The following is a 24,584-nucleotide window of genomic DNA, read 5'->3' as shown; positions in this document are numbered from 1 at the left end:
GCGCCTGCACCGGCACCGGCCGCGGCACCCGCGCCGGCTGCTCCTGCCGCAGCGCCCGCGCCGGGTCCGCTGGCAGGGTGCTCCTGGACGGGAGGCATGACCGCGGTGTTGTCACCGGCGGGGCCTGAGGGGGACGAGGTGGAGCGTGGGCCGTTCTGTCCCTGCGGCTGTCCGGGCTGCTGTCCGGGCTGCTGGCCGGGGGCCTGTGCCGGCCCCTGCGGGGCGGCGGGCGGAAGAACGGTGGTCTTTGCGTCTTCGCTGCCGCGGGGAGTTCCCATGGGCGGCTTTGAAGTGCCGGCTTCCGCAGGCTTCTGCGGCCCAGCCTGCTCTGGTTTCTTCTGCGCAGCTTCGGGTGCCGGCTTCGGTTCAGGCTTCTGCTCTGGTTTCTGCGCGGGCGAGCCACCGGGGAACGGTTTGAACGCCTGGGTGGGCTGGTCCTCACTCGGCACAGGGCCGCCCGCGGGCTTCGGCGTGGGCGCGCTGCCGCCCGGCGCCTGTGCGGGAGTCTGCTGTCCAGAGCCGCTCTCAGAGCTGCTTGGAGGTGTCGGCTTTTCAGATGGCCGTCCGCTGCCGGTATTCGGCTCGGGAGACGACGAGCTGTTGCTGCCTTCTTCGGGCGTTGGCTTGCTCATTGCTTCCTTCTTCGCATTGACTGTGTGAGGCCTGCGCCTCAATCTATCAGCTGGGCCCAGTCTGCACGTTCTTTCCGCGTGGAAGCTGGGAACCGCGGCAAAGCTGGTGCAACATAGGACCAATGGACCCCTCGGCACACAGACTTCGCATCCCCCTCCTCGCAATTCGCTCGGCACTCCCGGCTGTCATCGTGGTGGGTGCCGTTGCGTTCCTGTCGGGTGCTGCCGCGTGGACGATAGCCGCCGCACATCTCATGCCCACTTCGGTCATCATCGTGTGGGCCATGCGCGGGCTCGCGGCAGCCGCCGGCCTTGCTGTGCCGCTGGGTTCGGCTGTGCTTTCGCTGCCGCCGACGCTAGCCAACCTCGCCCTGTTCTTTGCGATCTACTGGAGCGGTGCGCGGCTGCGCCGGATGCTGGAAGACGAGGCCACTGAAGACGGCACAGACGGCCGTGACCGTCTGCGCTCGCAGATCATCGGTGCTGCGTCCGTTTTCGGAATCTTTGCGGTGCTGGTCATCATCGCCGCGATCATCGGGGGCGCCGCCGCGGACCTGCGGGGCATCCTCCGGGTCGTCGTGCTCGTGAGTGTTCCGGTTCTCGTGTCCCTGCGGCCGGCCGGTGAACTCATCAACCAGGCAGTCCGTGACTACATGGGCTCAGCTGCGCTGGAAGCCCTGCGCATGTCCCGCGGGCAGACCCTGCGCGTTTTCGCGGCACTGGCCATCAGCTCGAACGTTGTTCTTGCCGTCCTGATTACCATCCGCTTCAGCGAAGTGACAGCAGTTCTGGACGCCTACTCATCGCCGACTGCTGCCGCCGTGGGACTGGGCGTGATCCAGCTGGCCTACGCACCGACCATCTGGGCGGCCGGAATTGCCTGGGCGTCCGGTGCCGGGGTCACCCTGGCCCGAGGTGTCGAACTGTCGGCATACCAAGGTGCCGAGGGCATTGTGCCCCCGTTCCCCATCGCCTACGTGTTCCCGCCTGATCCGGGATCCTGGGCGGGTCTGCTCGTGCTCATTCCGGTTGTTGCGGTGGCCGCCGCGGTCATCGGGCGCAGCACGTGGCAGTCAGCCGCTCAGCTGTGGCCCGCCGTGTTCTCTTCCGTGCAGATCCTCATCGGCTTTGCAGTTCTGTGTCTGTTCTTCTCCGGCGGCATCGGCGGGGGAGGGCTGAGTGAAGTCGGCGTGGACGTTGTGCCGATGATGCTCCTCGCCGGGCTGGGAACATGTGCCGTCGTGTTTGCCGGCACGGGAATGGTGTGGCTGCGCGACCGCTACTCCGAAGCTGAGTGAAGCGGCTGCAGGAAATCAGTTCTGCGGAGCCAGGCCGGGCATGTCGATGCCCGTGAGCTTCTTGAACTTGTCGTTCAGCGCCGTGTTGTACTCCGAAGTGCACGAAGCTGAAGCCTGTTCGGTCAGTGCCGTGCTGACGCACTCCTGGTAGTTCGCCTGCTCCTGGTAGGTGAGGAGGGTGCCGATTGTGCCCAGGCCCACGTAGCCGGACACGATGATGCTGATGACGCCCATGATGAACCACGACGCGGGGCGGTTCTCACGGCTCGATGCGGCAAAGAAGCGGATGGCCACAACGATCGCGGCAACCGCAAGAAGGCCAGCGGCGATCTTGATGGGAACACCGAGCATCGACACCAGGAGACCGCCGATGACGAGCATGCTCAGCGTCGTTCCGAGCTGGGCTGCTCGGCTGGGCTGCTCGGAATCTTTCTTCGGCTTCTGGGTATTTGCTTCGGGTTGAGTCACGCTGTCCATCTTGGCATACCTCGTGACAGATGTGGCTGCTGGCCGCTTGGCGGTCCGCCCCGCTCAGATTTGCTCTACCTGGTGGACAGTGTCTTGCGCGGGTCTGTCACTCATGGGCGATTCAACTGTGCTGTGGGTTGTTTATAGTCCGAAGGCTCCACCGCTGACGAGGATGACGATGCCCAGCCCGATGAGCACTGCTGGGAAGAGAATGTCTTCCCACCGTTCCAGGGCTTCGGCAATAGGTTTTCTTGAGCTGATCCATTTGGCCAGGAACACCAGGACGGCCACCAGTGCTAAGAACACGATGCAGTAGGCCAGCACTGCACCCCAGCTGACGCTGACGAACACTGGCACATAGACGCCGAGATTGTCGCCGCCGTTGGCGAAGGTCACGGCCGCCACGGCCCAGATCGAGACGCGTTTGCCTTCCAGTTGTGCTTCGTCATCATCGTCTTCGCCGCGATTTCGCCAGGCCTGCCAGGCCGCCCAGAGACCCAACCCCAGGGGAATCAGGCCAAAGTACGGCAGGATGGCTTCCGGCAGCAGTATTTGGGCGCCAAAGGCTGCTGCTGCTGCAGCGCCTAAAATACCCAGGAATCCTAGATATTGTCCCACCAGAATGCGGCGGGTGGTTCCTGGTTGTCCTTGGCCTCGGGCAAAAAACAGAGACAGGATGACGACGTCATCAATGTTGGTGGCGATAAACAGGCCAATCGCCTGCACGATGGAAGAAATCACGCGCTGAGCTCCTCATCATGAGCACAACCGGCAACAGTGCAGACCGGATCAATGCAAGGGGCAGCTACGTCAACGGCCAGGGTCGTGTCCACCAAGGCAGTCAGTGCCTGCGCCAAGTGTGGGTCCGCGATCTCGTAGCGGGTTTGGCGTCCCTGATGCTTGCCGACCACAATGCCACAATCGCGCAGACAGGCCAGGTGGTTGGACACATTAGACCGTGTCAGGTCCAGAGCGTGGGCAAGGACCGCCGGATATTCAGGTCCCTCCAACAACGTTAATAAAATTCGGGATCGCGTGGGATCGGCCATGGCTCGACCCAACCGGTTCATGACATCTAAACGAGCAGAATTGGTCAGCATGTAGTGAACTATACAGCAACCACTGAATAGTGCGACTAGATTTTACGGGAACGACAAGAGGTCTATGCGGCTGTTGACTTTGCTCGGCGGTTTTTCGCAGCTTCATGTGGTGGCCTGCTTTCACCTCTTCTGTTGCTGCCCAAATGCACCACATAGAGTGCCGGAGCTGACCAAGGCGTATAGGGGTTGATGCAAACGCTGGCATATAATTCCGCATGTGCGACTACTGCTCCTAGCCTCCGGCACCGGTTCTCTTGTCCAAGCCGTCATTGAAGGGCTTGCCGACACGGGCATCGAAATCGTCGCCGTCGGCTCAGACCTGGCAGATGCACCGGTCCTACAGAAGGCGCGTGCAGCAGACATTGAGGTCTTCAGCGCACATCCGCGTGACTACACCGACCGTGCGGCATGGGACCAGGCTTTTACTGAGACTGTTGCCGACTACCGCCCCGACTGGGTTGTTTCGGCCGGCTTCATGCGGATCCTCGGAACAGCTTTCGTGTCCCGCTTCGGTGGCAGGATCATCAACACCCACCCCGCTCTTCTGCCGTCCTTCCCCGGCGCTCACGGGGTGCGCGACGCGCTCGCCTATGGGGCGAAAGTCACAGGGACCACCATCCATTTGGTTGACGAGGGCGTGGACACCGGCCCGATCATCGCGCAGTTCCCGATCGCAATCGAACCGGATGAAGACGAAGCTTCCCTGCATGAAAGAATCAAGACAATTGAGCGCCGCGAACTTGTGCGCTTCCTGCGCTTTCTTGAGCACAGCACAATCGAGGTGAGTGGGCGGCACGTGTCCGGGTACACGCCGTCGGCTTCCTGAAACAACCTGACCGAGGAGCAGAGTGAACGACCAGCGTCCCATCCGACGGGCACTTATCAGCGTCTATGACAAGACCGGACTCGAAGAGCTGGCCGCCGGGCTGGCAGCCCAGGGCGTCGACATCGTGTCAACCGGTTCGACCGCGGCGCGCATTGAAGCCGCAGGAGCGTCCGTAACCCCGGTCGAACAGCTGACCGGATTCCCCGAATGCCTCGAGGGGCGCGTCAAAACGCTCCACCCGAAGGTCCACGCAGGCATCCTCGCCGACTCCCGTAAGGCCGACCACATGGACCAGCTGGAACAGCTGGCTGTCGAACAGTTCGACCTCGTGGTGGTCAACCTCTACCCGTTCGTCGAAACTGTGGCCTCCGGTGCCGGCTACGACGACGTTGTCGAACAGATCGACATCGGCGGACCCTCCATGGTGCGTGCAGCCGCAAAGAACCACCCCACGGTCGCCGTTGTAACCGATCCGGCCCGCTACGGCGAAGTCATCGAAGCCGCAGCTTCCGGTGGCTTTGACCTTGCTGCCCGCCGTGAACTTGCCAAGGCCGCTTTCGAACACACCGCCGCATACGATGTCGCGGTTGCCGCCTGGTTTGGCCAGCAGCTGGGCAGCGAAGACGTCGAACCGGACTTCTTCGGCATGACCGCTGACAAGAAGAACGACCTGCGCTATGGCGAAAACCCGCACCAGAAGGCGGCCGTCTACGCGTCTCCCGGCACCGGCGGCATCGCAAATGCCGTGCAGCACGGCGGCAAGGAAATGTCGTACAACAACTACGTCGACACGGACGCCGCGCTGCGTGCCGCCTACGACCACGAAGGCCCCGCCGTGGCCATTATCAAGCACGCCAACCCGTGTGGCATCGCAACGGCTGACACCATTGCCGAAGCACACCGCCTGGCCCACGCCACAGACTCGCTGTCCGCTTACGGCGGCGTTATCGCGTGTAACCGTCCGGTCGACCTGGCCACGGCCGAATCCATCAAGCCGATCTTCACCGAAGTCGTCATTGCGCCGGGCTACGACGCCGACGCTCTCGAGCTGCTGCAGACCAAGAAGAACCTGCGAATCCTGGAAATCGACGGCTACGACGTGCCGCCCATGGAGTACCGACAGGTCAGCGGAGGCCTGCTGGTGCAGGACCGCGACGCGCTGCAGGCAACTGGTGATCGCGCCGACCAGTGGACACTGGCAGCGGGCAAGCCCGTTGACGACAAGACACTGGCCGACCTCGAATTTGCTTGGCGCGCATGCAGGGCGGTGAAGTCCAACGCGATCCTGCTGGCATCCAACGGAGCCGCGGTCGGCGTGGGCATGGGCCAGGTCAACCGCGTGGACTCGGCGAAGCTCGCCGTTGAGCGCGCAGGTGCTGAACGTGCCCAGGGATCGGTTGCGGCATCCGACGCGTTCTTCCCGTTCGCAGACGGCCTGCAGGTGCTCATAGATGGCGGTGTCAAGGCTGTGGTTCAGCCCGGCGGTTCGATTCGCGACGAAGAGGTCATCGCCGCTGCGGAGGCCGCGGGCATTTCGATGTACTTCACCGGCACCCGCCACTTCTTCCACTGATCGGCGGTCGCCAGAGCACACATGGCTAAGGCCGGCAAAACTCGAACCTCCCGTGCGAGCCGCGCTCGCACGGGAGGTCGCGGGCCCATTTCCAAAAGATGGATCTACTGGAAGCGCCGCTATTCCAACCCGGTGCGGCGCGACTGGGTTCTCCTGTACACGCTCATCGGGATTGCGCTGTCCTGTGTTGGTGCACTGGTGAACGTTCGCGTGGGCGGCATCATGCTCGCCGCGACAATCGCCGCCGTGGGGCTCCTGCGCATTGTCCCGAGCTCCTGGCAGAGAACCTGGGTCAACCGAAGCGCCGCCACTGATGCTGTGACGACACTGCTTGCCGCGGCCGTCCTGGTTTTTCTCACTCTGACCCTGCCGTCAACCTGACAGCACCGGCTACAGCTTTTCGACCGGCGCGTAGCGCATGAGCAAGCGCTTGGTGCCCTCTGAACCGAAGTCGACCGTCGCGACTGCCTTGTCGCCGCTTCCGGAGACTTCGAGAACCGTTCCCACCCCGAAGGAGTCGTGGGAAACCTTGTCCCCGGTTTCGACGACAACGGCTTCGCGATTGGGGCGAATGCGGTCGGGGAAGCTGCGGCCAACACTCGCCGCGGACTGGCTGGGCCGGCCTGAGCGCATGCTGCGGCCCAGAGTGCCCGACCATCCGTGCGCACCGGAACGTGATTCTTCGCGCTCGGCAGCTGCCGCGGGGCTCAGCGTGCCCGTCGATTCCCAGTTGATGAGCTCTTCCGGGATTTCGCCCAGGAAGCGGCTGGGCGGGTTGTACTGCGGCTGGCCCCACATAGAGCGGGTTTCAGCGCGGGACAGGAACAGCTTCTGCTCTGCTCGGGTCAGACCGACATAGGCCAAGCGGCGCTCTTCGGCCAGTTCCGTGGGATCGGAGAAAGAGCGCTGGTGGGGGAACGTGCCGTCTTCCAGACCGGTGAGGAACACCACGGGGAATTCGAGGCCCTTGGCCGTGTGCAGGGTCATGAGGGTGACTTCGCCCAGTTCGGCGTCCGGAATCGAATCGGCATCCGCTGTCAGCGACACCCGCTCAAGGAAGTCTCCGAGAGTGCTTTCCGGGTGCTGCGCGTGGAAGTCTTCGGCCACGGCAACGAGTTCGGCGAGGTTGTCGACCCGGGCTTCGTCCTGAGGGTCCGAGCTGGCGCTCAGTTCAGTCAGGTAGCCGGTCTGTTCCAAAACGGATTCGATGACGCGGGATGCCGGCGCACCGTCAGCTGAGGTCATGAGGTCGTTCATGAGGACCGTGAACTTCTTGAGCGGACCGAGCGTGCGGGATGTCATGCCCGGGGCTTCGTCGACTCGCTGCAGGGCCGCCCACAGGGAAATCTGTTCGCGCGAGGCAAAGGCCTGCAGCAGCGCCAGGGAGCGATCTCCGATGGAGCGCTTGGGAACGTTGATGATGCGACTGAGGTTGACGTCGTCATCCGGGTTGTCGATGACGCGGACATAGGCCAGCGCGTCCTTGATTTCGCGGCGCTCGTAGAAGCGGGTGCCGCCGACGACCCGGTAGGGGATGCCGGAGCGCACAAGCGCGTCTTCAATGGCCCGGGACTGGGCGTTGGTCCTGTAGAAGACCGCGAAGTCGCCGTAGCTTAAGCCTTTGTCGTCCATGACCGAGTCAATGCGGTCGACGATGAACTGCGCTTCTGACTGTTCGCTGTCGGCCACCCAGCCGGTGATGACATCACCGCTGCCGGAGTCCGTCCACAGGCGCTTGACCCGACGGTCGTCGTTGTTGGAGATGACGGCGTTGGCCGCTGACAGGATGTTCTGCGTGGACCGGTAGTTCTGTTCGAGCAGAACCGTGGCTGCCTGCGGAAAGTCCTCTTCGAACTCTTCGATATTGCGCACCGTGGCGCCGCGGAAAGCGTAGATGGACTGGTCTGCATCGCCGACGACCGCGAGTTCGGCCGGGTTGTCGTCCGAATCAGTTCCCGCAAGGGCCCTGACCAGCTGATACTGCGCGGGGTTCGTGTCTTGGTATTCGTCGACGAGGATGTGGCGGAACCGCGCCCGATAGCTGGCCGCGATTTCCGGAAACGCGCCGAGCATGTGGACGGTTTCCATGATGAGGTCGTCGAAGTCGAAGGCGTTGGCCGTGGCAAGCCGCTGCTGATAGCGGGTGTACACCGACGCGATCGTCGAGTCATACGGGTTGTTCGCCGATTGCGCGGCGAAGTCCTCAGCCGTGATGAGTTCATTCTTGACGTTCGAAATGCGGTGCTGGAGTGACTTCGGAGAGAACTTCTTGGTGTCGAGGTCGAGTTCGCGCGCCACCTGGGTGATCAGCCGCAGAGAGTCAGCGGAATCGTAGATAGTGAAGTTCGAGCTGCGGCCCAGCGCTTTGGCTTCGCGGCGCAGAATGCGCACGCACGCCGAGTGGAAGGTCGAAATCCACATGCCGCGGGCCTGCGTGCCGATGAGCTGTTCGACGCGCTCCTGCATTTCCCGGGCTGCCTTGTTGGTGAAGGTGATGGCGAGGATCTGCCCGGGGTGCGCCCGTCCGGTGCGCAGTGCGTAGGCGATCCTGCGGGTGAGCACCGCAGTTTTGCCCGAGCCCGCCCCGGCCACGATCAGCAGGGGGCCGCCCTGGTGTACAGCGGCTTCGCGCTGCTGCGGGTTGAGTCCGGCCAGCAGCTCTTCCGGGTCCGAGGTGGTAGGCACCGAACCGTCTGTGGAGACGGAGGATTCCGGGGTCGGCGAGGCTGCGGCTTCGGCGGCAGCGGAAGCATGGGGATTGAGGAAATCGAACGGTGAGCTCATGGTGCTTCCCAGTATGGCAGGAGGGGCTGACGCAGGGCCTGCGAGTGCGATTCGGACGCAGAGAACAGGCACAGAAAAGGGGTGCCGTACTCACGGCGCCCCTTGCAGTCCGACGAAATCAGAGGGTGAAGACTGCGACGAGCACGGCGAGCACAGCCGCGCCGAAGCCGATGTGCGCCATAGTGGCCGACGGGGCAGCGGTCTTGACCGCGCCGTCAGCGGCAACGTCGGCACCGGCAGCGGGTGCGGCAGCCTTTTCGCGCTTGTTGCCGATGATGAACACGATGAGCGCAACAAGTCCCAGGAGGATCTTGATGCCAGCACCTGCTCGCAGCGACATGGTCGGGTTGCCCTGCATCTCCAACATTCCGAACAGCAGGATGCCGGTGACGACCTGCAGGCCGGCCGCGTGGAGCATACCGGGCAGAACTCGCGGTGCTTTGACCGTGACGAGGTAGCCGCCGACGATCATCGCCATGCCGATAAGGTGAAGAAGAACGAGGATATTCTGAACGATTTCCATAGCCCAGATTCTAGTGGCAAGATATGAGAGCACCCTGAGCGGGCCAGCTCGGGGCCGTATCCCACGTCGGATCGATCCGCCCTGGTGTAATGGCAGCACGCCGGCCTTTGGAGCCGTGCAGTTTAGGTTCGAATCCTAAGGGCGGAGCTGAAGCGGAAAACCGCACGCAGTCAACACCGAGGAGCAGCATGGCTGACCATCCCGCAGCTGTCATCGTTCTGGCCGCAGGCGCCGGAACCCGGATGAAGTCCGCAACACCGAAGGTGATGCACCAGATCGGCGGGAGGTCCCTCCTGCACCACGCGGTCAGCGCGGCAGCCGGGGTTGCTCCCGAACACCTCGTGGTTGTGCTGCGCCATGAACGCGAACTCGTGGCAGACCACCTCGACCAGGTGACGGCGGCTGTCGAACAGTCGATCATCGTTGCCGACCAGGACAGCGTGCCCGGCACCGGCCGGGCCGCCGAATGCGCTCTCACCCAGCTTCCGCAGGACCTGCGCGGCACCGTTGTCGTCACCTACGGCGATGTCCCGCTGCTGACCTCGCAGACGATTGCGGACCTCGTGCGCTTCCACGAAGAGAACTCCCACGCCGTCACGGTCCTGTCTGCCCACGTGGACAACCCGCACGGCTACGGTCGCATCATCCGCGACGCCGCCGGTGCGCTCGAGAAGATCGTCGAAGAAAAAGACGCCGACGACGCGCAGCGCAAGATCACCGAAATCAACTCCGGCATCTACGCCTTTGACGCGGGCGTCCTGCGGTCCTCCCTCGAACAGGTCAGCACCGACAACGCGCAGGGCGAAAAGTACCTCACCGACGTCATCGGCCTGGCTCGCGATGCGGGCTCTTCGGTCGCTGCGATGGTCACGGATGACCTGTGGCAGGTCGAGGGCGCCAACGACCGCGTGCAGCTGGCCCAGCTGGGCCGCGAACTCAACCGCCGCACCGTCGAACACTGGATGCGCGAAGGCGTGACCGTCGTTGACCCCGAAACCACGTGGATCGACTCTGACGTTTCACTCAGCCCCGACGTCACGATCCTGCCGAACGTTCAGCTGCACGGAGCCACCGACATCGGCACCGGTGCCGTCATCGGGCCGGACACCACGCTCACCGACACCGAGGTGAAGGCAAGAGCCCGCGTCATTCGCACCCACGGCGAGCTCGCGGTGATCGGCGAGGGCGCCTCGGTCGGTCCGTTCGCCTACCTGCGCCCCGGCACAGAACTGGGTGCCGACGGCAAGATCGGCACCTTCGTCGAAACCAAGAACGCGCAGATCGGGACCGGCACCAAGGTGCCGCACCTGACCTACGTGGGGGACGCCGAAATCGGCGATTACTCCAACATCGGAGCTTCCTCCGTGTTCGTCAACTACGACGGACAGACCAAACACCGCACTGTTGTCGGCTCCCACTGCCGCACCGGTTCGGACACGATGTTCATCGCACCGGTGACCGTCGGCGACGGCGCCTATTCGGGTGCCGGCACCGTCATCCGCAAGGACGTTCCCGCGGGGTCACTGGCCATCACCTACGCTGAACAGAAGAACATCGAGGGGTGGGTTCAGAAGAACCGACCCGGAACAGCAGCAGCAGAAGCCGCAGAGCGCGCTAAGGAGTCTGAGGCCAAGTGAACGAGATTACAACTACCGGCGAAAAGAAACTCGTCCTGGTTACGGGGCGTTCGCACCCGGAACTGGCCGTCGACGTCGCCGAGAACCTCGGTACGGAACTGCTGGAAACCGAAATCCGGCCGTTCGCCAACGGTGAGATCTACGTGCGCTACTCCGAGTCCGTGCGCGGCAGCGACGTGTTCGTTCTGCAGTCACACTGCACGCCCATCAACGAGTGGGTCATGGAGCAGCTCATCATGCTCGATGCGCTTAAGCGCGCATCCGCCAAGCGCATCACCGTGATCGCCCCGTTCTTCCCGTACGCCCGTCAGGACAAGAAGCACCGCGGCCGCGAACCGATCTCAGCCCGCCTCATGGCCGACCTCTTCCGCACCGCCGGTGCTGACCGCATCATCACGGTCGACCTGCACACCTCCCAGATCCAGGGGTTCTTCGACGGCCCCGTCGACCACCTCGTTGCCCTGCCGACCCTGGCCGGCTACGTCAAGGACAACTACGGCGACAGCAGCCTGGCGGTTGTTTCCCCGGACGCCGGCCGCATCAAGGTCGCAGAGAACTGGTCGGAAGCGCTCGGCGGTGTGCCGCTGGCCTTCATCCACAAGACCCGTGACATCGACCGTCCGAACGAATCCAAGGCCAACCGCGTGGTCGGTGACGTCGAAGGCCGCATGTGCGTGCTCGTCGACGACATGATCGACACCGGCGGCACCATCGTCCAGGCGGCTGACGCGTGCATGAACGCCGGCGCTAAGGGCGTCATCATCGTCGCCACCCACGCCGTGTTCTCCGGCCCGGCGGTTGAGCGCCTGGAGAACTCCTGCGCAGAAGAGGTCATCGTGACCAACACCCTGCCGATCGAAGACGACAAGAAGTTCGGCAAGCTCACCGAACTGTCGATCGCACCGCTTCTGGCACGCGCAGTCCACGAAGTCTTCGAAGACGGATCCGTCACCAGCCTGTTCGACATCTGAGGCGGGCTTGGGCGCTGAGCGCCAGAGCTTTCGCACTCGCCCCGTTCGCGGCATTTCTGCCGTGGGCGGGGCGTAGTGTATTCTTGTGTGGTTGCCTCGGCGAGGGGAGCCCAGACTCCCGTTATCGACGCGGGTTATCTTGCGTCCGCCGTGGGATTGTATTCACCACGAAGGAGACACAATGGCAGCTGATTTTGTTCTCGACGTTAAGCCGCGCGATGAGCACGGCAAGGGCGCATCCCGCCGCGCACGCCGTGCCGGCCGCGTTCCCGCTGTGATGTACGGTCACGGCATCGACCCCGTTCACATGACCATCGACGGCCACGACATCATGATGGCGATGAAGGTCCCGAACGCTCTTCTGGAAATCAAGAACGACGACGACGGCTTCAAGTCGCTCGCCGTTGCACGTGAGGTGCAGCGCCACCCGGTCCGCCGCGACATCGTCCACGTTGACCTCATCAAGGTCAAGAAGGGCGAAAAGATCGAGGTCGACGTTCCGGTCACCCTCGAAGGCGAATCCGCACCCGAAACCATCGTCTCGCTCGAAGCGGTCACCATCCGCGTTCTGGCAGACGCCACCGACCTGCCGGAAGAAGTCATCGTTTCGGTCGAAGGCCGCGAGGCAGGCGACCACATCTACGCGGGCGACGTCAAGCTCGCCGGCGATGTCGAACTGGTCGACGACGAAGAGCTCATGGTCGTCAACATTGCGCAGGAAATGTCGGCTGAAGAGCTCGAAGCTGAACTCGAATCCGACGCTCAGCCCGACGAGCCAGAAGCTGGCGACGCCGAAGAAGCCGGCGACGACGCCGCTGAAGAAGAGTCCGACGACTGATCTTCTGATCTCTGTGAAAGGCCCCGCCTGAGTGCGGGGCCTTTCGCACATACACGGTCTTAAAGCACAACACTGAGCACTGCGAGCTTTTCGAGGAGAATGGCGATGTCTGGAACCTGGTTGATTGTCGGCCTGGGCAATCCGGGGCCGCGCTATGAGCGCACACGGCACAACATCGGCTACATGGTGGTTGATGAACTGCTGAGCCGCACCGGCGGTGCGCTGAGCAAAACCAAACACCGCGCCTTTGCCGACACCGTCCGCATCGGCGGCGAAAAGGCGGTGCTCATGCGCTCCATGACCTACATGAATGAAAGCGGGATCGCGGTACGCGGTCTGGCTGATTTCTACGGGGTTGACCCCGAGCGGATCATCGCGGTCCACGATGACGTCGATATTCCCTTCGACAGCATCAAACTCAAAATCGGTGGGGGAGAGGGCGGCCACAACGGCCTGCGCTCCATCACACAGCACATCGGGACTCGCGACTATCTGCGGCTGCGCGCCGGTGTTGGCCGCCCACCCGGACGCATGGACACCGCCGACTTCGTGCTTCGTCCCTTTTCCAGTGACGAGACCGCGAACCTGCCGATCTTCGTGGGCGACCTTGCGGATGCCTGCGAAGATCTGGTGCGCCTGGGATTGACGGAAACCCAGCAGCGCTATCACGGCCGTTCACGCGGTTAGTCGATGTCGAGGTCCCGCAGCAGCCGATCGAGTTCAGGATCTCCGGCCTGCTGTGACTCGGTCTGCTTTCTGGGGCGGGCGTTCTGCTGAGTGCCGGTCTTTCCAGCTGAGCCGATGGCCCACGCCGCCAAGCATCCGCCGATGAGCCCGAACAGGTGGCCCTGCCACGACATCGAGGTGCCGCGCGGGATCAGACCGATGACCATCGACACTCCGTACAGGCCGGTCACAACGACCGCGACGGCAATGTAGATGACCTTGCGCAGCATGCCGCGGGCAAAAAGACCGCGCAGAACAAGGTAGCCGAAATAGCCGAACACAAGGCCGGAAGCGCCGACCGTGACGGTTCCGGGCCGATTGACGAAGAACACCCCGAGCCCGCCGGCAAGGGCTGAGAGCACGGTGACGGTCGCAAAGCGCTTGGCGCCGTCAAAGGCGACGATGAGCCCCAGAATGAGGAACGGGATCGTGTTCGACAGCAGGTGGAACCAGCTGACGTGCACAAACGGCGATGTTGCGATTGCCCACAGGCTTGATGGACTCCACGCGCGCACCCCGAGGGCATGGACGGTGCTGGGTGCGACCGTGCTGATCACGCGCATAATCCACATGAGCGCGAGCATCACGACGGGAGCGAAGTAGTGGGCGGGGACCGTCAGGGTGACGCCTTTGGTCTGCTGTGAGCTCATGCGCCCCATGGTCTCAAAAGCACATGAGAGCCCGCTGGGCTGAAATGCCCAGAGCGCCGGGCGTTTAGACTGTGGGGGTGTCTGTTCGCGGTATTTCCTCTGCCCTGTCCGAGCTTTCTGAATTCACCGACGTCATCAATGCTGTCGGCGAAAAACACGGCAGCGGCGCCATCCAAGCCGTCAAAGGGCTGTGGCCCCACATCACGGCGGCCGCCGCGCAGGCCCGCCCGGTTCTGGTCATCACCGCAACGGGCCGCGAAGCCGATGAGCTCGTCAACGCTTTAGCCGATCACTTAAGCCCGCGCTCCATTGCCATGTTCCCGTCGTGGGAAACTCTGCCGCACGAACGACTGTCCCCGCGTTCGGACACTGTCGGCCAGCGCCTGTCGGTGCTGCGTCGCCTGGCACACCCGGGAGACGCTCCGCTGTCGGTGATCGTCGCACCCGTCCGGGCTGTCACCCAGCCGCTTGTCAAGGGCTTGGGCGACCTTGAGCCGGTCGAACTCTCCGTCGGCAGCGAAGCTGATCTGGAAGAGCTTGCTGAACGGCTGTCCGGTTTGGCCTACAGCCGCGTGGACATGGTGTCCCGCCGCGGTGAATACGCTGTGCGCGGCGGCATCCTCGACGTCTTCCCGCCGACCGCCGATCATGCTCTGCGCATTGAGTTCTTCGGCGATGAGGTCGAAGAGATCCGCCCCTTCGCGGTTGCGGATCAGCGTTCGCTCGAAACTGCCGACGGTGCCGAAAACGACCTGTGGGCCCCACCGTGCCGTGAAGTTCTGCTGACGGAGGACGTGCGGCGCCGCGCGGCAGACCTCATTTCCGAAGTCCCGGCGGCAGCTGATCTGCTGCAGAAGATCTCGAACGGCATTGCGGTTGAGGGTATGGAGTCACTTGCCCCGGTCTTGGCTGACGGCATGGAGCCGCTCATGGCGGTGCTGCCGGAGAACACCGCCGTGTTCGTCACGGCCCCGGAAAAGGTCGAGGCGCGTGCTGCTGACCTGGTGGCCACAACCGAGGAGTTCCTGGCCGCTGCTTGGACGTCGGCTGCCGCGGGTGCCGAAAGCCCCGTCGATCTGTCGGCCGCCAGCTTCGCAAGCTACGCCGAGGTGCAGCAGGCCGCGCAGGACCGTGGCTTTTCATGGTGGGACCTGGGCGGTTTCGCCATCGACGACGAACTCGAATCCGACCGCCTTGTCCTAACCATTGGGGCACGTGAACCTCGTGGTTATTCCGGTGATGTTCAGGCGGTGCTCGCCGATGTCGGTCAGCACATCAAAGACGGCTGGCAGGTCTACGTCCTCACAGAGGGCAAGGGGCCGGGCGAGCGCCTGGTGGAGGTCTTCAGCGAAGCCGACCTCCCGGCGCGCTTTGAACCTGACTTGGAAGAAAAAGCCGAGGGCACGATCCTCGTGACAACAGCGGCCGCCTACGCCGGCTTCGTCTTCGACCAGCACCACATCGCCGTGCTGACGGAAGCCGAGGTGCTCGGTCGTGCCGCTGCCACCTCGACCAGGGATATGCGCCGGCTGCCCAGCCGCAGGCGCCGCAACCAGGTCGATCCGCTCGACCTCAAACCGGGTGATTACGTCGTCCACGACCAGCACGGTGTGGGTCGCTTCGTTGAGCTCATGCAGCGCACCACGGGGCGCGGCAAGGACCAGCACACTCGCGAATACCTCGTCATCGAGTACGCGCCCTCAAAGCGCGGGCAGCCCGGTGACCGCCTGTTCGTCCCTTCGGATGCTCTTGACCAGGTGACCCGCTATGTCGGCGGGGAAGACCCCAAGGTCAACAAGATGGGCGGTTCGGACTGGTCGAACACCAAGAAGAAGGCGCGTAAGGCGGTCAAGGAGATCGCCGGTGAGCTCATCCGCCTCTACGCGGCCAGGCGGGCGACCGTCGGCCACGCTTTCGGCCCGGACACCCCGTGGCAGCGGGAACTGGAAGACGCCTTCCCGTATGACGAAACACCCGATCAGCTGACCACGATCGACGAAGTCAAAGAGGACATGGAGAAGCAGATTCCCATGGACCGGCTGATCTGCGGTGACGTGGGCTACGGCAAAACGGAAGTCGCTGTGCGCGCGGCCTTCAAAGCCATCCAGGAAGGCAAACAGGTTGCGGTGCTCGTGCCGACAACCCTGCTTGTCCAGCAGCACTATGACACGTTCTCCGAACGCTACTCCGGATTCCCCGTGACGGTCGGCGCGATGTCGCGCTTCCAAACTCCGACGGAAGTCCAGAAGATCAAGGACGACCTCAAAGAGGGCAAGCTCGACCTGGTGATCGGCACCCACCGGCTGCTGTCCGGCGAAGTGCGGTTCAAGGACCTGGGCTTGGTCATCATCGACGAAGAGCAGCGCTTCGGGGTTGAACACAAGGAAACCCTCAAGGCGCTGCGCACCAACGTCGACGTGCTGGCCATGTCCGCAACCCCGATCCCGCGAACCCTGGAGATGGCGGTTACGGGAATCCGCGAAATGTCGACACTGGCAACCCCTCCGGAAGAGCGCCACCCCGTTCTGACATACGTCGGCAAGTACGAAGACCGGCAGGTTGCCGCTGCGATTCGCCGTGAGCTGCTGCGCGAAGGCCAGGTCTTCTACATCCACAACCGCGTCCAGGACATCGAAAAGGTCGCAGGCCACCTGGCTGAGCTCGTACCGGAGGCCCGCATCGCGGTAGCCCACGGCAAGATGAACGAAAGCCAGCTGGAACAGGTGATCGTCGACTTCTGGGAGAAGCGCTACGACGTTCTTGTGTGCACCACGATCGTGGAGACCGGCATCGACATTTCGAATGCGAACACGCTCATCGTCGACCGCGCCGAGCGCATGGGCCTGTCTCAGCTGCACCAGCTGCGCGGTCGCGTGGGACGCGGCCGGGAGCGCGCCTACGCCTATTTCCTGTATCCCAGCGACATCACGCTGACCGAAACCGCGCACGATCGTCTGCAGACGGTTGCCGCGCACACGGAACTGGGTGCCGGTATGCAGGTGGCCATGAAGGACCTCGAAATCCGCGGTGCCGGCAACCTGCTGGGCGGTCAGCAGTCCGGCCACATTGAGGGTGTCGGCTTTGACCTGTACATCCGGATGGTCGGCGAGGCGGTTGCCGACTTCAAGGGCGACGGCGAAGAAGAGCTGCCGCCCATGAAGGTCGAACTGCCGATTGACGCGCACCTGCCGACCGACTACGTCGAGCACGAACGCCTGCGCCTGGAGGCCTACCGCAAACTCGCCTCCGCCGAAACAGAAGAGGCGCTGCAGGAAGTCCTCGAAGAGCTCACCGACCGCTACGGCCCCTATCCTGACGAAGTTGCGGTGCTCGCGGACGTGGCGCGCCTGCGTATTCGCGCTCGCCAGTCCGGCATCAGCGACATCGTCACGCAGGGCAACTTCATCCGCTTCGGCCCGGCGGAACTGGCCGAATGGCAGGTGGTCAGGCTCAAGCGCCTGTACCCGAAAGCGCTCATCAAACCGGCGCTGCGCTCAATCCTCGTGCCCAAGCCGGTCAGCCCCGGCAAGGGCTTCGACAAGCGCGAACTCACCGGTTCGGAGCTGCTGGAATGGTGCCGCACGCTGCTCGATCAGGTCTTCCCGCTGGATGAGGCCGCATGACTCACGAGGCGCCGGAACCGGTTTCCTGGGATCCCGTGGATCCCGCTGGGCTCACCTTGGCCGAAGTGCTCAGCCTGCTGCGGGCGCGCTGCCCGTGGGCGGCTGCACACACGCACGAAAGCCTTGCGCCGTTCCTGCTGGAGGAAACCTATGAACTGCTCGAAGCGATCGAGCAGCACAGTGAGACCCGGAACGCGCAGAGCCTTGCAGAGCTGAAAAAAGAACTCGGCGACGTTCTCTACCAGGTTCTTTTCCACGCCGCTGTACTCGACGCACCTCAACCGCACAGCCAGCCGACGGGAGAAGCAGCACAGCCGGTGGCCTTTGCCGAGGTTGAACAGCTGCTGAAAGACAAAATCGTCCGCCGCCACCCGCACGTCTTCGAATCCACAGCACCGTGGACGCTCGAAGAAGTCGAAGACATGTATGAAAAGACAAAAGCCCGCGAACGGCAGGCCGAAGGAACGCAGGCGGCAAAAAGCTCCTTCGATTCGCTTCCGCGAACCATGCCAGCACTGGCTCGCGCTGCAGCCGTCGTCGACCGAGCCCAGCGGTTGGGGTGGCAACTGCAGAACCCAGCCGGCACCTCGGCAGACAATCCAGCCGGCACCTCGGCAGAAGAAGAGCGGATCGGGAGGGAACTGCTCGACCTGGTGACACAAGCCAGAAGCAGGGGAGTGGACCCCGAAAAAGCCCTGCGGCTGGCAACGGAAGCCACCGAAGACGCCACACTGAGCCACAATGCTCATAAGCGTGGATAGACTTAAACCCGCACCCCTCGGGGTGGCCCGGGACGACAACAACAAGGAGTACCCCAGATGGCAAGGATTGATGCCGCGAACGCACGCGAGATCCTCGACTCGCGCGGCAACCCGACGATCGAAGTTGAGATTCTGCTGGAAGACGACTCCGTCGGCACCGCAGGTGTTCCGTCGGGAGCATCGACAGGTGAGTTCGAAGCTGTCGAACTGCGCGACGGCGACCCCGAACGCTACGACGGCAAAGGCGTGCTGGCAGCTGTTGAAGCAGTGCTGGGTGAAATCAACGACGCCATCGAAGGCGAAGAAGCCGACGACCAGCGGATCGTTGACCAGATCCTCATCGACCTTGACGGCACCGACAACAAGTCCCGCCTGGGCGCAAACGCCATGCTCGGCACCTCGCTCGCTGTAGCCCGCGCACAGGCAGATTCCTCGGACCTGCCGCTGTTCCGCTACCTGGGCGGACCGAACGCGCACCTCATGCCGGTGCCCATGATGAACATCCTCAACGGCGGATCCCACGCGGACTCCAACGTCGACATCCAGGAATTCATGATCGCCCCCATCGGCGCGGCAAGCTTCCGCGAAGCACTCCGCTGGGGCACCGAGGTCTACCACTCGCTCAAGAGCGTTCTCAAGGAACGCGGCCTGTCCACCGGCCTGGGTGACGAAGGCGGCTTCGCCCCGAACCTCGGTTCCAACGCAGAAGCGCTCGACCTCATCCTCGAAGCCATCAAGAACGCCGGCTACCAGCCCGGTTCGGATGTTGCGCTCGCCCTCGACGTGGCTTCCTCCGAGTTCTTCTCTGACGGTGTGTACAGCTTCGAAGGCGAAAAGCGCAGCGCCGAGCAGATGGCCGACTACTACGCCGAACTCGTCGACAAGTACCCGCTGGTGTCGATTGAAGACCCGCTGGACGAAAACGACTGGGACGGCTGGATCGCCATCACCGAAAAGCTGGGCAATCGCGTGCAGCTGGTCGGCGACGACCTCTTCGTCACCAACCCCGAACGCCTGGCCCGCGGCATCGACGAAGGTGCCGGCAATTCGCTGCTCGTGAAGGTCAACCAGATCGGCACGCTCACCGAAACGCTCGACGCAGTCAACATGGCGCAGTCGAACAACTACACCACGATGATTTCGCACCGCTCCGGCGAAACCGAGGACACGACGATCGCGGACCTCGCGGTTGCCGTCAACGCCGGACAGATCAAGACGGGTGCCCCGGCACGCTCTGAGCGCGTGGCCAAGTACAACCGCCTGCTGGTCATCGAGGAGATCCTGGGCGATGCCGCCCGCTACGCCGGACGAGGTGCCTTCCCGCGCTTCCAGGGCTGACCGGACTTCTGCCGGTCGGGTCTGCTGAGCTGGTTCTGCCCAGCCAGTGCCGCTGAACCGGCCGGGGTGCGAGCGGGGTGTGGAAACACACCCCGCTCGCTTTTTGCGTGCTGCTGGTGCGCCTGCGGGGCGAGGTGGATGTGAGGGAATGATTGCGACACACCCCGACTGCTTCCCATAACATCCGGCACTGACACGGCACACTTGACTGTGTTCGTGCTTCTTCCCTTCCCCTACGCACGAATGAGGTGCATATGAGCAGCGCAGACAAACGTCGCACAAAAAACCGCGGTTCCCGTTGGTCTGCGGCTCGTATTGCTGTCTTCTCGATCATCCTCGTGCTTCTGGCCGTCGGCTTCCTGCCGTCTGTCAGCGCGGGTGTTCGCCAGGCTCAGCAGATTCGGGCGCTGGAAAAGCAGAACAGCCAGACACAAGAGGAAATCGACCAGCTGGAAAAGCGCCGCAAAGACTTCGATGACCCCGAGTACGTCAAGAAGCTCGCCCGCGAAAAGCACCTGTACGCAGAAGACGGCGAAACGCTGTATATCGTTGTCGATGAGGACCGCGAAGACACTGCGGCAGGTCAGGCAAACAAGGGGCAGGTCGACAGGCCCTGGTATCAGGAACTGGCCGATTACATGTCGACAGTGGGAATGGCATCGGAGGATCAGTGAAGTTTTCAAGCTCGGAGCAGGACCGTGCGATCGTCGAAGAGCAGCTCGGCCGCTTCCCCCGCGGCATGCTGGGTGTTGCAGCCCGCTCGGTCAGCGGCGAGCCCCTCGTCGTGGCAACCGCGCCCAGGCTGGAAGACGGAACGCCGTTCCCCACGGTGTACTACCTGACCCACCCCGACTACGTGCGCGAATGCTCCCGCCTGGAGTCCAGCGGCATCATGACCGAATGGACCGCGCAGCTGTCTGAACTTCCCGAACTGGCTGAGGCCTACCGCACCGCGCATCGCTTCTACCTGGAAGACCGTAGGCAGATCGGCCTGGACGCAGGCATCCCCGAGGTTGAGGAGATCAAGGACTTCTCCGCCGGCGGCATGCCCACCCGCATCAAGTGCCTGCACGCACTCGTAGCCCACTCGCTTGCAGCCGGTCCGGGCATCAACCCGATCGGCGACCGCGCTCTGTCGCTCATGGAAAACGTTCCCGAGGTCGCTCGATGACCCGCGCGGCAGCCGTTGACTGCGGCACTAACTCCATTCGCCTGCTCATCGCCGATGTCGAGGGCAACAATGTTGTCGACGTTGTGCGGTGCATGCGGATTGTGCGCTTGGGCCAGGGTGTTGACGCCACCGGACGGTTCGCTGACGAAGCACTCGAACGGGTTTTCACCGCGTGCGTCGAATTCGCTGAACTCATCCGCGAACACGGGCCCATGCCCGTCCGCTTTGCCGCGACATCCGCTAGCCGTGATGTAGACAACCGCGATGAATTCTTTGCCGGGGTACAGCAGCGTCTGGGCATCACACCGGAAGTCATCAGCGGAAACGACGAGGCGGCGCTGAGCTTCCTCGGCGCGACCGCCGGTGTCGCTTCGCGCATCGACGGGGGACTGCCCCAGCCGGTGCTCGTCATGGACCTCGGGGGCGGCTCCACTGAACTCGTTGTGGGCTCGGACACCGTTGACGGCGGGTACTCCATGAACATCGGCTGTGTCCGCATGACCGAGCGCCACATCACCTCGGACCCCGTAGGCGCCGAAAACATCGCTGCGATCGAAGCCGACGTCGACGCCGCGTTCAACGAGGCCGCCAAGCACGTTGACATTGCATCCGCGCGCGCCCTCGTGGGAGTTGCAGGCACCATCACCACGATCACAGCGGCCGCACTCGGCCTCGAGGCATACCAGCCGGACGTCATCCACGGGGCTCAGCTCAGTCGCGAACAAGCAGACCGGGCGGTACAGGACCTGCTTTCTGCCACCTCGGCCGACCGTGCGCAGCTGCCCTACATGCACCCGGGACGCGTCGACGTGATCGTCGGCGGTGCGATTGTCTATCGCCGTCTGGTCCACCGGATCGAACAGGCGGTCGGCCACAGCATTCCGCTGATCACCTCGGAAGCAGACATCCTCGACGGCATCGCCATCGACTTGGCACAGCGAACGGCCTGAGAATGCGGGCCATGTCGCGTATGAAGCGCGCTGTGGCCACGGCAGCTGTTGCCGCCGTGGTGCTCAGTGCCGGAACAGCGCAGCCGGCCTCTGCCATCGAACCCGGACCCGGCCAGTGGTTCGCTGACGACCTCGGCTTGGAAGAGGCGTGGAAAACCTCGACCGGCAAGGGCGTCAAAGTCGCCGTCATCGACTCCGGAACTGACGACAGCCACGAAAACCTCAAGGGTCGCGTGGTCGATGCAAAAGACTTCTCCGGGGCGAAGAAGGACGGCACGACACCCGTCGGGCCCCAGGAGACCATCCACCACGGCACCGCTGTCGCCGGTGTCATCGCCGGCACCGGAAAGGGCGTCGGACCGGTGGGAATCGCGCCGGATTCGCGCATCATGTCGGCCTCGATATGGTTGGGCTCTGACACCCCTGACGAATCCGACAGCCGCGACCAGGCGGCCGACGCGGTCATCTGGGCTGCTGACAACGGCGCGAAGGTCATCAACATGTCCCTGGGCTGGGCTGATCCCGCCTGGCCAGAATCATGGGACAAAGCGTTTATGCACGCCTACAAAAAGGACGTGCTCGTCATTGCGTGCGTCGGCAACGCCTCGCAGGGTGCTGAACGCGTGTGGTCACCGGCAACCGTGCCCGGCGTCATCGGAGTCGGCGGTGTCGGCCGCGATGGAAAAGTCGACGAACAGTCCTCAGCACCCGGTGTTGACGTTGACCTCATGGCACCCTCTCAGGGCATTCCCGTCCCACTGACCGGCGGTAGCTACGGAACCGCCGAAGGGTGTTCCTTCGCCGCACCGATCGTCGCCGGAACCGCAGCGCTCATCCGCTCTGCCCACCCCGATTACACGGCCGACCAGACCGCCGAAGCGCTGCGCTCAACCGCTGCGGCCGTAAAAGACCACGACGGTGTGACAAACGGCGATGACTTTGACATGACCGTCGGCTACGGCCGCATCCGCCCCGTCGAAGCGCTCAAAGCCAACATCGACAAAGCCCCGTCGGCAGAAAAAGCGCTCACCGACTGGATTCACATGCACAGGCGAGCCGAAGTCAAACCTGAGCAGCAGGAAGAGGCGGGCTCCACCTCGGGCCCGGAAACCCATGCCGCCGGCACCCTGACAGAAGCTGAAGCCCGAGGTGCTCGCAGCGGTCCCGCGGTGTTCACCATCCTGCTTGCCGGCGCCGCTGTGACCGCCGGAATCGGCGTGGGCAGGCGGTTGCGCAACCGTGGTCGCAATCACTAAGACGTTTGGGTCTAGACTGGGGGTATGGCTTTGATTCGCAACAGCAAACTACGTCCTCGTATCCTCATCGTCGGCGGTGGCTACCTGGGTCTCGTCACAGCCCAGAACCTCCTGAAGAACCTCGGTCGCGGAGAAGCAACCGTCACCGTCGTCGACCCGAACCCGTACATGACGTACGCGCCGTTCCTGCCGGAAGTTGCCGGCGGTTCAATTGAAGCGCGCCACGCCATTGTTCCGCTGCGCCGCAACCTCAAGGGCGCAGAGGTCGTCATCGGCTCGGTTCGCAACATCAACCACGCTGAAAAGTTCGTCACCATCGAACCCGAAGGTGACGAAGCGTTCGAACTCGACTACGACTACATCGTGTTGGCCGCAGGTGCCGTCGCTCGTGCCCTGCCGATTCCGGGTCTGGCTGACGAAGCCATCGGACTCAAGCGGATCGAAGAAGCAGTCGCACTGCGCGACCACGTGCTCAACCGCCTTGACGAAGCCGCTCTCATGGAAGACGACGAAGAGCGCCGCAAGGCTCTGACCTTCGTGTTCGTCGGCGGTGGCTTCGCAGGCATCGAAGCTCTCGCAGAACTCGAAGACATGGTCCGTGCGGGTGTTCGCGAACGCGAAACCCTCACCGACGCCGACGTGCGCTTCGTGCTTGTTGAAGCTATGCCGCGCGTCATGCCGGAAGTCGGCGAAGCTCAGGCCCGCTGGGTTGTCGACCACCTGCGCAGCCGCGGCATCGACGTCTACCTCGAAACCTTCCTGGAAGACTGCACCGACAAGGTCTGCAAGCTCTCCAACGGCGAACAGTTCACCGCTGACACCATCGTGTGGAACGCCGGTGTCAAGGCCAACCCGGTCCTTGTCGACTCCGACCTTCCGCTGGACGACCGCGGCCGCGTGACGGTTCGTGCCGACCTGCGCGTCGAAGATGAAAACGGTGTCGTCGAAGGCGCATGGGCTGCCGGTGACAACGCCGCTGTTCCGGACCTCACCGGTGACGGCCCCGGCGGCTTCTGCGTGCCGAACGCTCAGCATGCCGTCCGCCAGGCTCCGGTTCTGGCCGCAAACCTGCTGGCTTCGCTGCGCGGCGAAACCGAATTCAAGCAGTACTACCACAAGTCGCTCGGCGTTGTTGCCGGCATGGGCCTGTGGAAGGGTGTTTCGCAGATGGGCAAGACCGAACTGCGCGGTCCCATTGCCTGGGCTATGCACCGTGCCTACCACGGCTACGCCATCCCGACCGTCGACCGCAAGGTCCGCGTGTTCGTCAACTGGGGCCTCAACCTGGTTCTGGGCCGCGACCTCACCCCGGTCAAGGACCTCGATGTGCCGCGTAAGAACTTCGTCGAAGCAGCCAACTCAAAGCCCGCACCGAAGAAGTGACGCGCTGATCTGAAGGGCTGACTGCCAGCCTGCCCGATCACTCACGAGGCGGGGCCACCGATATCCGGTGGCCCCG

The 24,584-nt window shown here is 63.5% G+C and carries 22 protein-coding genes, 1 tRNA gene and 1 pseudogene; 17 read left to right on the top strand and 7 right to left on the bottom strand.

Going from position 1 to position 24,584, the window contains the following annotated elements; all coding sequences use genetic code 11:
* Window positions 1-632, bottom strand: a pseudogene (locus tag HMPREF3092_RS09280) (hypothetical protein); the annotation flags it as partial.
* A 122-nt stretch (window positions 633-754) separates the two neighbouring features.
* On the opposite strand from HMPREF3092_RS09280, the gene HMPREF3092_RS09275 reads away from it, so the two are divergent.
* On the top strand, window positions 755-1,930 hold the full coding sequence (locus HMPREF3092_RS09275; protein ID WP_070424689.1) for a cell division protein PerM: 1,176 nt from the start codon (window positions 755-757) through the stop codon (window positions 1,928-1,930).
* Between the two features lie 15 nt (window positions 1,931-1,945).
* Here HMPREF3092_RS09275 and HMPREF3092_RS09270 read toward each other — a convergent pair whose 3' ends face one another.
* From HMPREF3092_RS09270 to HMPREF3092_RS11040, 3 genes are all read right to left on the bottom strand, one after another.
* Window positions 1,946-2,398, bottom strand: a complete 453-nt coding sequence (locus tag HMPREF3092_RS09270; RefSeq protein ID WP_141738004.1) for a hypothetical protein — start codon at window positions 2,396-2,398, stop codon at window positions 1,946-1,948.
* A 141-nt stretch (window positions 2,399-2,539) separates the two neighbouring features.
* Entirely contained in the window at window positions 2,540-3,139 is a 600-nt protein-coding gene (locus HMPREF3092_RS09265; RefSeq protein ID WP_019175691.1) for a cadmium resistance transporter, read from the bottom strand.
* Window positions 3,136-3,498, bottom strand: coding sequence for a Cd(II)/Pb(II)-sensing metalloregulatory transcriptional regulator CmtR (locus HMPREF3092_RS11040; protein WP_081499761.1), 363 nt, complete (start codon window positions 3,496-3,498; stop codon window positions 3,136-3,138). The genes HMPREF3092_RS09265 and HMPREF3092_RS11040 overlap by 4 nt, the downstream gene beginning before the upstream one ends.
* Before the next feature lie 217 nt (window positions 3,499-3,715).
* On the opposite strand from HMPREF3092_RS11040, the gene purN reads away from it, so the two are divergent.
* From purN to HMPREF3092_RS09245, 3 genes are read left to right on the top strand one after another with little or no spacing between them, the layout of a single operon-like run.
* Window positions 3,716-4,324 (top strand): phosphoribosylglycinamide formyltransferase, encoded by a 609-nt coding sequence (gene purN / locus HMPREF3092_RS09255; protein WP_070424686.1) that lies wholly within the window; start codon window positions 3,716-3,718, stop codon window positions 4,322-4,324.
* 22 nt (window positions 4,325-4,346) lie between these two features.
* The gene (gene purH, locus HMPREF3092_RS09250; RefSeq protein ID WP_070424685.1) at window positions 4,347-5,897 is read left to right on the top strand and encodes a bifunctional phosphoribosylaminoimidazolecarboxamide formyltransferase/IMP cyclohydrolase; all 1,551 of its coding nucleotides are present in this window, start codon (window positions 4,347-4,349) and stop codon (window positions 5,895-5,897) included.
* Window positions 5,898-5,918: 21 nt separating this feature from the next.
* Window positions 5,919-6,278 carry a hypothetical protein gene (locus tag HMPREF3092_RS09245; RefSeq protein ID WP_070424684.1) on the top strand — a complete coding sequence of 120 codons (360 nt, stop codon included), beginning with the start codon at window positions 5,919-5,921 and terminating at the stop codon, window positions 6,276-6,278.
* A gap of 9 nt (window positions 6,279-6,287) precedes the next feature.
* On the opposite strand, the gene pcrA is transcribed toward HMPREF3092_RS09245, so the two are convergent.
* Window positions 6,288-8,681, bottom strand: coding sequence for a DNA helicase PcrA (pcrA, locus tag HMPREF3092_RS09240; protein WP_070424683.1), 2,394 nt, complete (start codon window positions 8,679-8,681; stop codon window positions 6,288-6,290).
* Window positions 8,682-8,799: 118 nt separating this feature from the next.
* A complete protein-coding gene (locus tag HMPREF3092_RS09235; RefSeq protein WP_019175685.1) occupies window positions 8,800-9,204 on the bottom strand; it encodes a hypothetical protein in 405 nt (134 codons plus the stop codon).
* 75 nt (window positions 9,205-9,279) lie between these two features.
* Here HMPREF3092_RS09235 and HMPREF3092_RS09230 point away from each other — a divergent pair.
* From HMPREF3092_RS09230 to pth, 5 genes are all read left to right on the top strand, one after another.
* A tRNA-Gln gene (locus HMPREF3092_RS09230) sits at window positions 9,280-9,351 on the top strand.
* A gap of 41 nt (window positions 9,352-9,392) precedes the next feature.
* Window positions 9,393-10,841, top strand: a complete 1,449-nt coding sequence (gene glmU, locus HMPREF3092_RS09225) for a bifunctional UDP-N-acetylglucosamine diphosphorylase/glucosamine-1-phosphate N-acetyltransferase GlmU (RefSeq protein ID WP_070424682.1) — start codon at window positions 9,393-9,395, stop codon at window positions 10,839-10,841.
* Window positions 10,838-11,812, top strand: coding sequence for a ribose-phosphate diphosphokinase (locus HMPREF3092_RS09220; RefSeq protein ID WP_070424681.1), 975 nt, complete (start codon window positions 10,838-10,840; stop codon window positions 11,810-11,812). The genes glmU and HMPREF3092_RS09220 overlap by 4 nt, the downstream gene beginning before the upstream one ends.
* A gap of 181 nt (window positions 11,813-11,993) precedes the next feature.
* Window positions 11,994-12,650 carry a 50S ribosomal protein L25/general stress protein Ctc gene (locus HMPREF3092_RS09215; RefSeq protein WP_070424680.1) on the top strand — a complete coding sequence of 219 codons (657 nt, stop codon included), beginning with the start codon at window positions 11,994-11,996 and terminating at the stop codon, window positions 12,648-12,650.
* A 105-nt stretch (window positions 12,651-12,755) separates the two neighbouring features.
* A complete protein-coding gene (gene pth / locus HMPREF3092_RS09210) occupies window positions 12,756-13,337 on the top strand; it encodes an aminoacyl-tRNA hydrolase (protein WP_062019644.1) in 582 nt (193 codons plus the stop codon).
* On the opposite strand, the gene HMPREF3092_RS09205 is transcribed toward pth, so the two are convergent.
* Window positions 13,334-14,026 carry a rhomboid family intramembrane serine protease gene (locus tag HMPREF3092_RS09205; protein WP_070424679.1) on the bottom strand — a complete coding sequence of 231 codons (693 nt, stop codon included), beginning with the start codon at window positions 14,024-14,026 and terminating at the stop codon, window positions 13,334-13,336. The two genes, pth and HMPREF3092_RS09205, sit on opposite strands and share 4 nt — an antisense overlap.
* A 77-nt stretch (window positions 14,027-14,103) precedes the next feature.
* Between HMPREF3092_RS09205 and mfd the strand changes: the two genes are divergently transcribed.
* The 8 genes from mfd to HMPREF3092_RS09165 all read left to right on the top strand — a co-directional run bounded on the left by mfd (window position 14,104) and on the right by HMPREF3092_RS09165 (window position 24,508).
* Window positions 14,104-17,649, top strand: coding sequence for a transcription-repair coupling factor (mfd, locus tag HMPREF3092_RS09200; protein WP_070424678.1), 3,546 nt, complete (start codon window positions 14,104-14,106; stop codon window positions 17,647-17,649).
* Entirely contained in the window at window positions 17,646-18,410 is a 765-nt protein-coding gene (locus tag HMPREF3092_RS09195) for a MazG nucleotide pyrophosphohydrolase domain-containing protein (protein WP_070424677.1), read from the top strand. Before mfd ends, HMPREF3092_RS09195 begins: the two co-directional genes overlap by 4 nt.
* Before the next feature lie 57 nt (window positions 18,411-18,467).
* Complete coding sequence (gene eno / locus HMPREF3092_RS09190) at window positions 18,468-19,748, top strand: phosphopyruvate hydratase (protein ID WP_062019653.1); 1,281 nt, start codon at window positions 18,468-18,470, stop codon at window positions 19,746-19,748.
* A gap of 254 nt (window positions 19,749-20,002) precedes the next feature.
* Window positions 20,003-20,422 carry an FtsB family cell division protein gene (locus HMPREF3092_RS09185; protein ID WP_070424676.1) on the top strand — a complete coding sequence of 140 codons (420 nt, stop codon included), beginning with the start codon at window positions 20,003-20,005 and terminating at the stop codon, window positions 20,420-20,422.
* Window positions 20,419-20,919, top strand: coding sequence for a DUF501 domain-containing protein (locus tag HMPREF3092_RS09180; RefSeq protein WP_070424675.1), 501 nt, complete (start codon window positions 20,419-20,421; stop codon window positions 20,917-20,919). Before HMPREF3092_RS09185 ends, HMPREF3092_RS09180 begins: the two co-directional genes overlap by 4 nt.
* The gene (locus HMPREF3092_RS09175; protein ID WP_070424674.1) at window positions 20,916-21,869 is read left to right on the top strand and encodes a Ppx/GppA phosphatase family protein; all 954 of its coding nucleotides are present in this window, start codon (window positions 20,916-20,918) and stop codon (window positions 21,867-21,869) included. Before HMPREF3092_RS09180 ends, HMPREF3092_RS09175 begins: the two co-directional genes overlap by 4 nt.
* An 11-nt stretch (window positions 21,870-21,880) precedes the next feature.
* Window positions 21,881-23,125: a S8 family peptidase gene (locus HMPREF3092_RS09170; protein ID WP_070424673.1), complete on the top strand. Its 1,245-nt coding sequence runs from the start codon at window positions 21,881-21,883 to the stop codon at window positions 23,123-23,125.
* 24 nt (window positions 23,126-23,149) lie between these two features.
* Window positions 23,150-24,508, top strand: coding sequence for an NAD(P)/FAD-dependent oxidoreductase (locus tag HMPREF3092_RS09165; RefSeq protein ID WP_019175672.1), 1,359 nt, complete (start codon window positions 23,150-23,152; stop codon window positions 24,506-24,508).
* Window positions 24,509-24,584: the final 76 nt, after the last annotated feature.

Origin of the sequence: Brevibacterium sp. HMSC24B04 (assembly GCF_001806835.1) — a bacterium.
GTDB lineage: Bacteria > Actinomycetota > Actinomycetes > Actinomycetales > Brevibacteriaceae > Brevibacterium > Brevibacterium ravenspurgense.
This window is presented reverse-complemented; position numbering and strand designations above follow the sequence as displayed.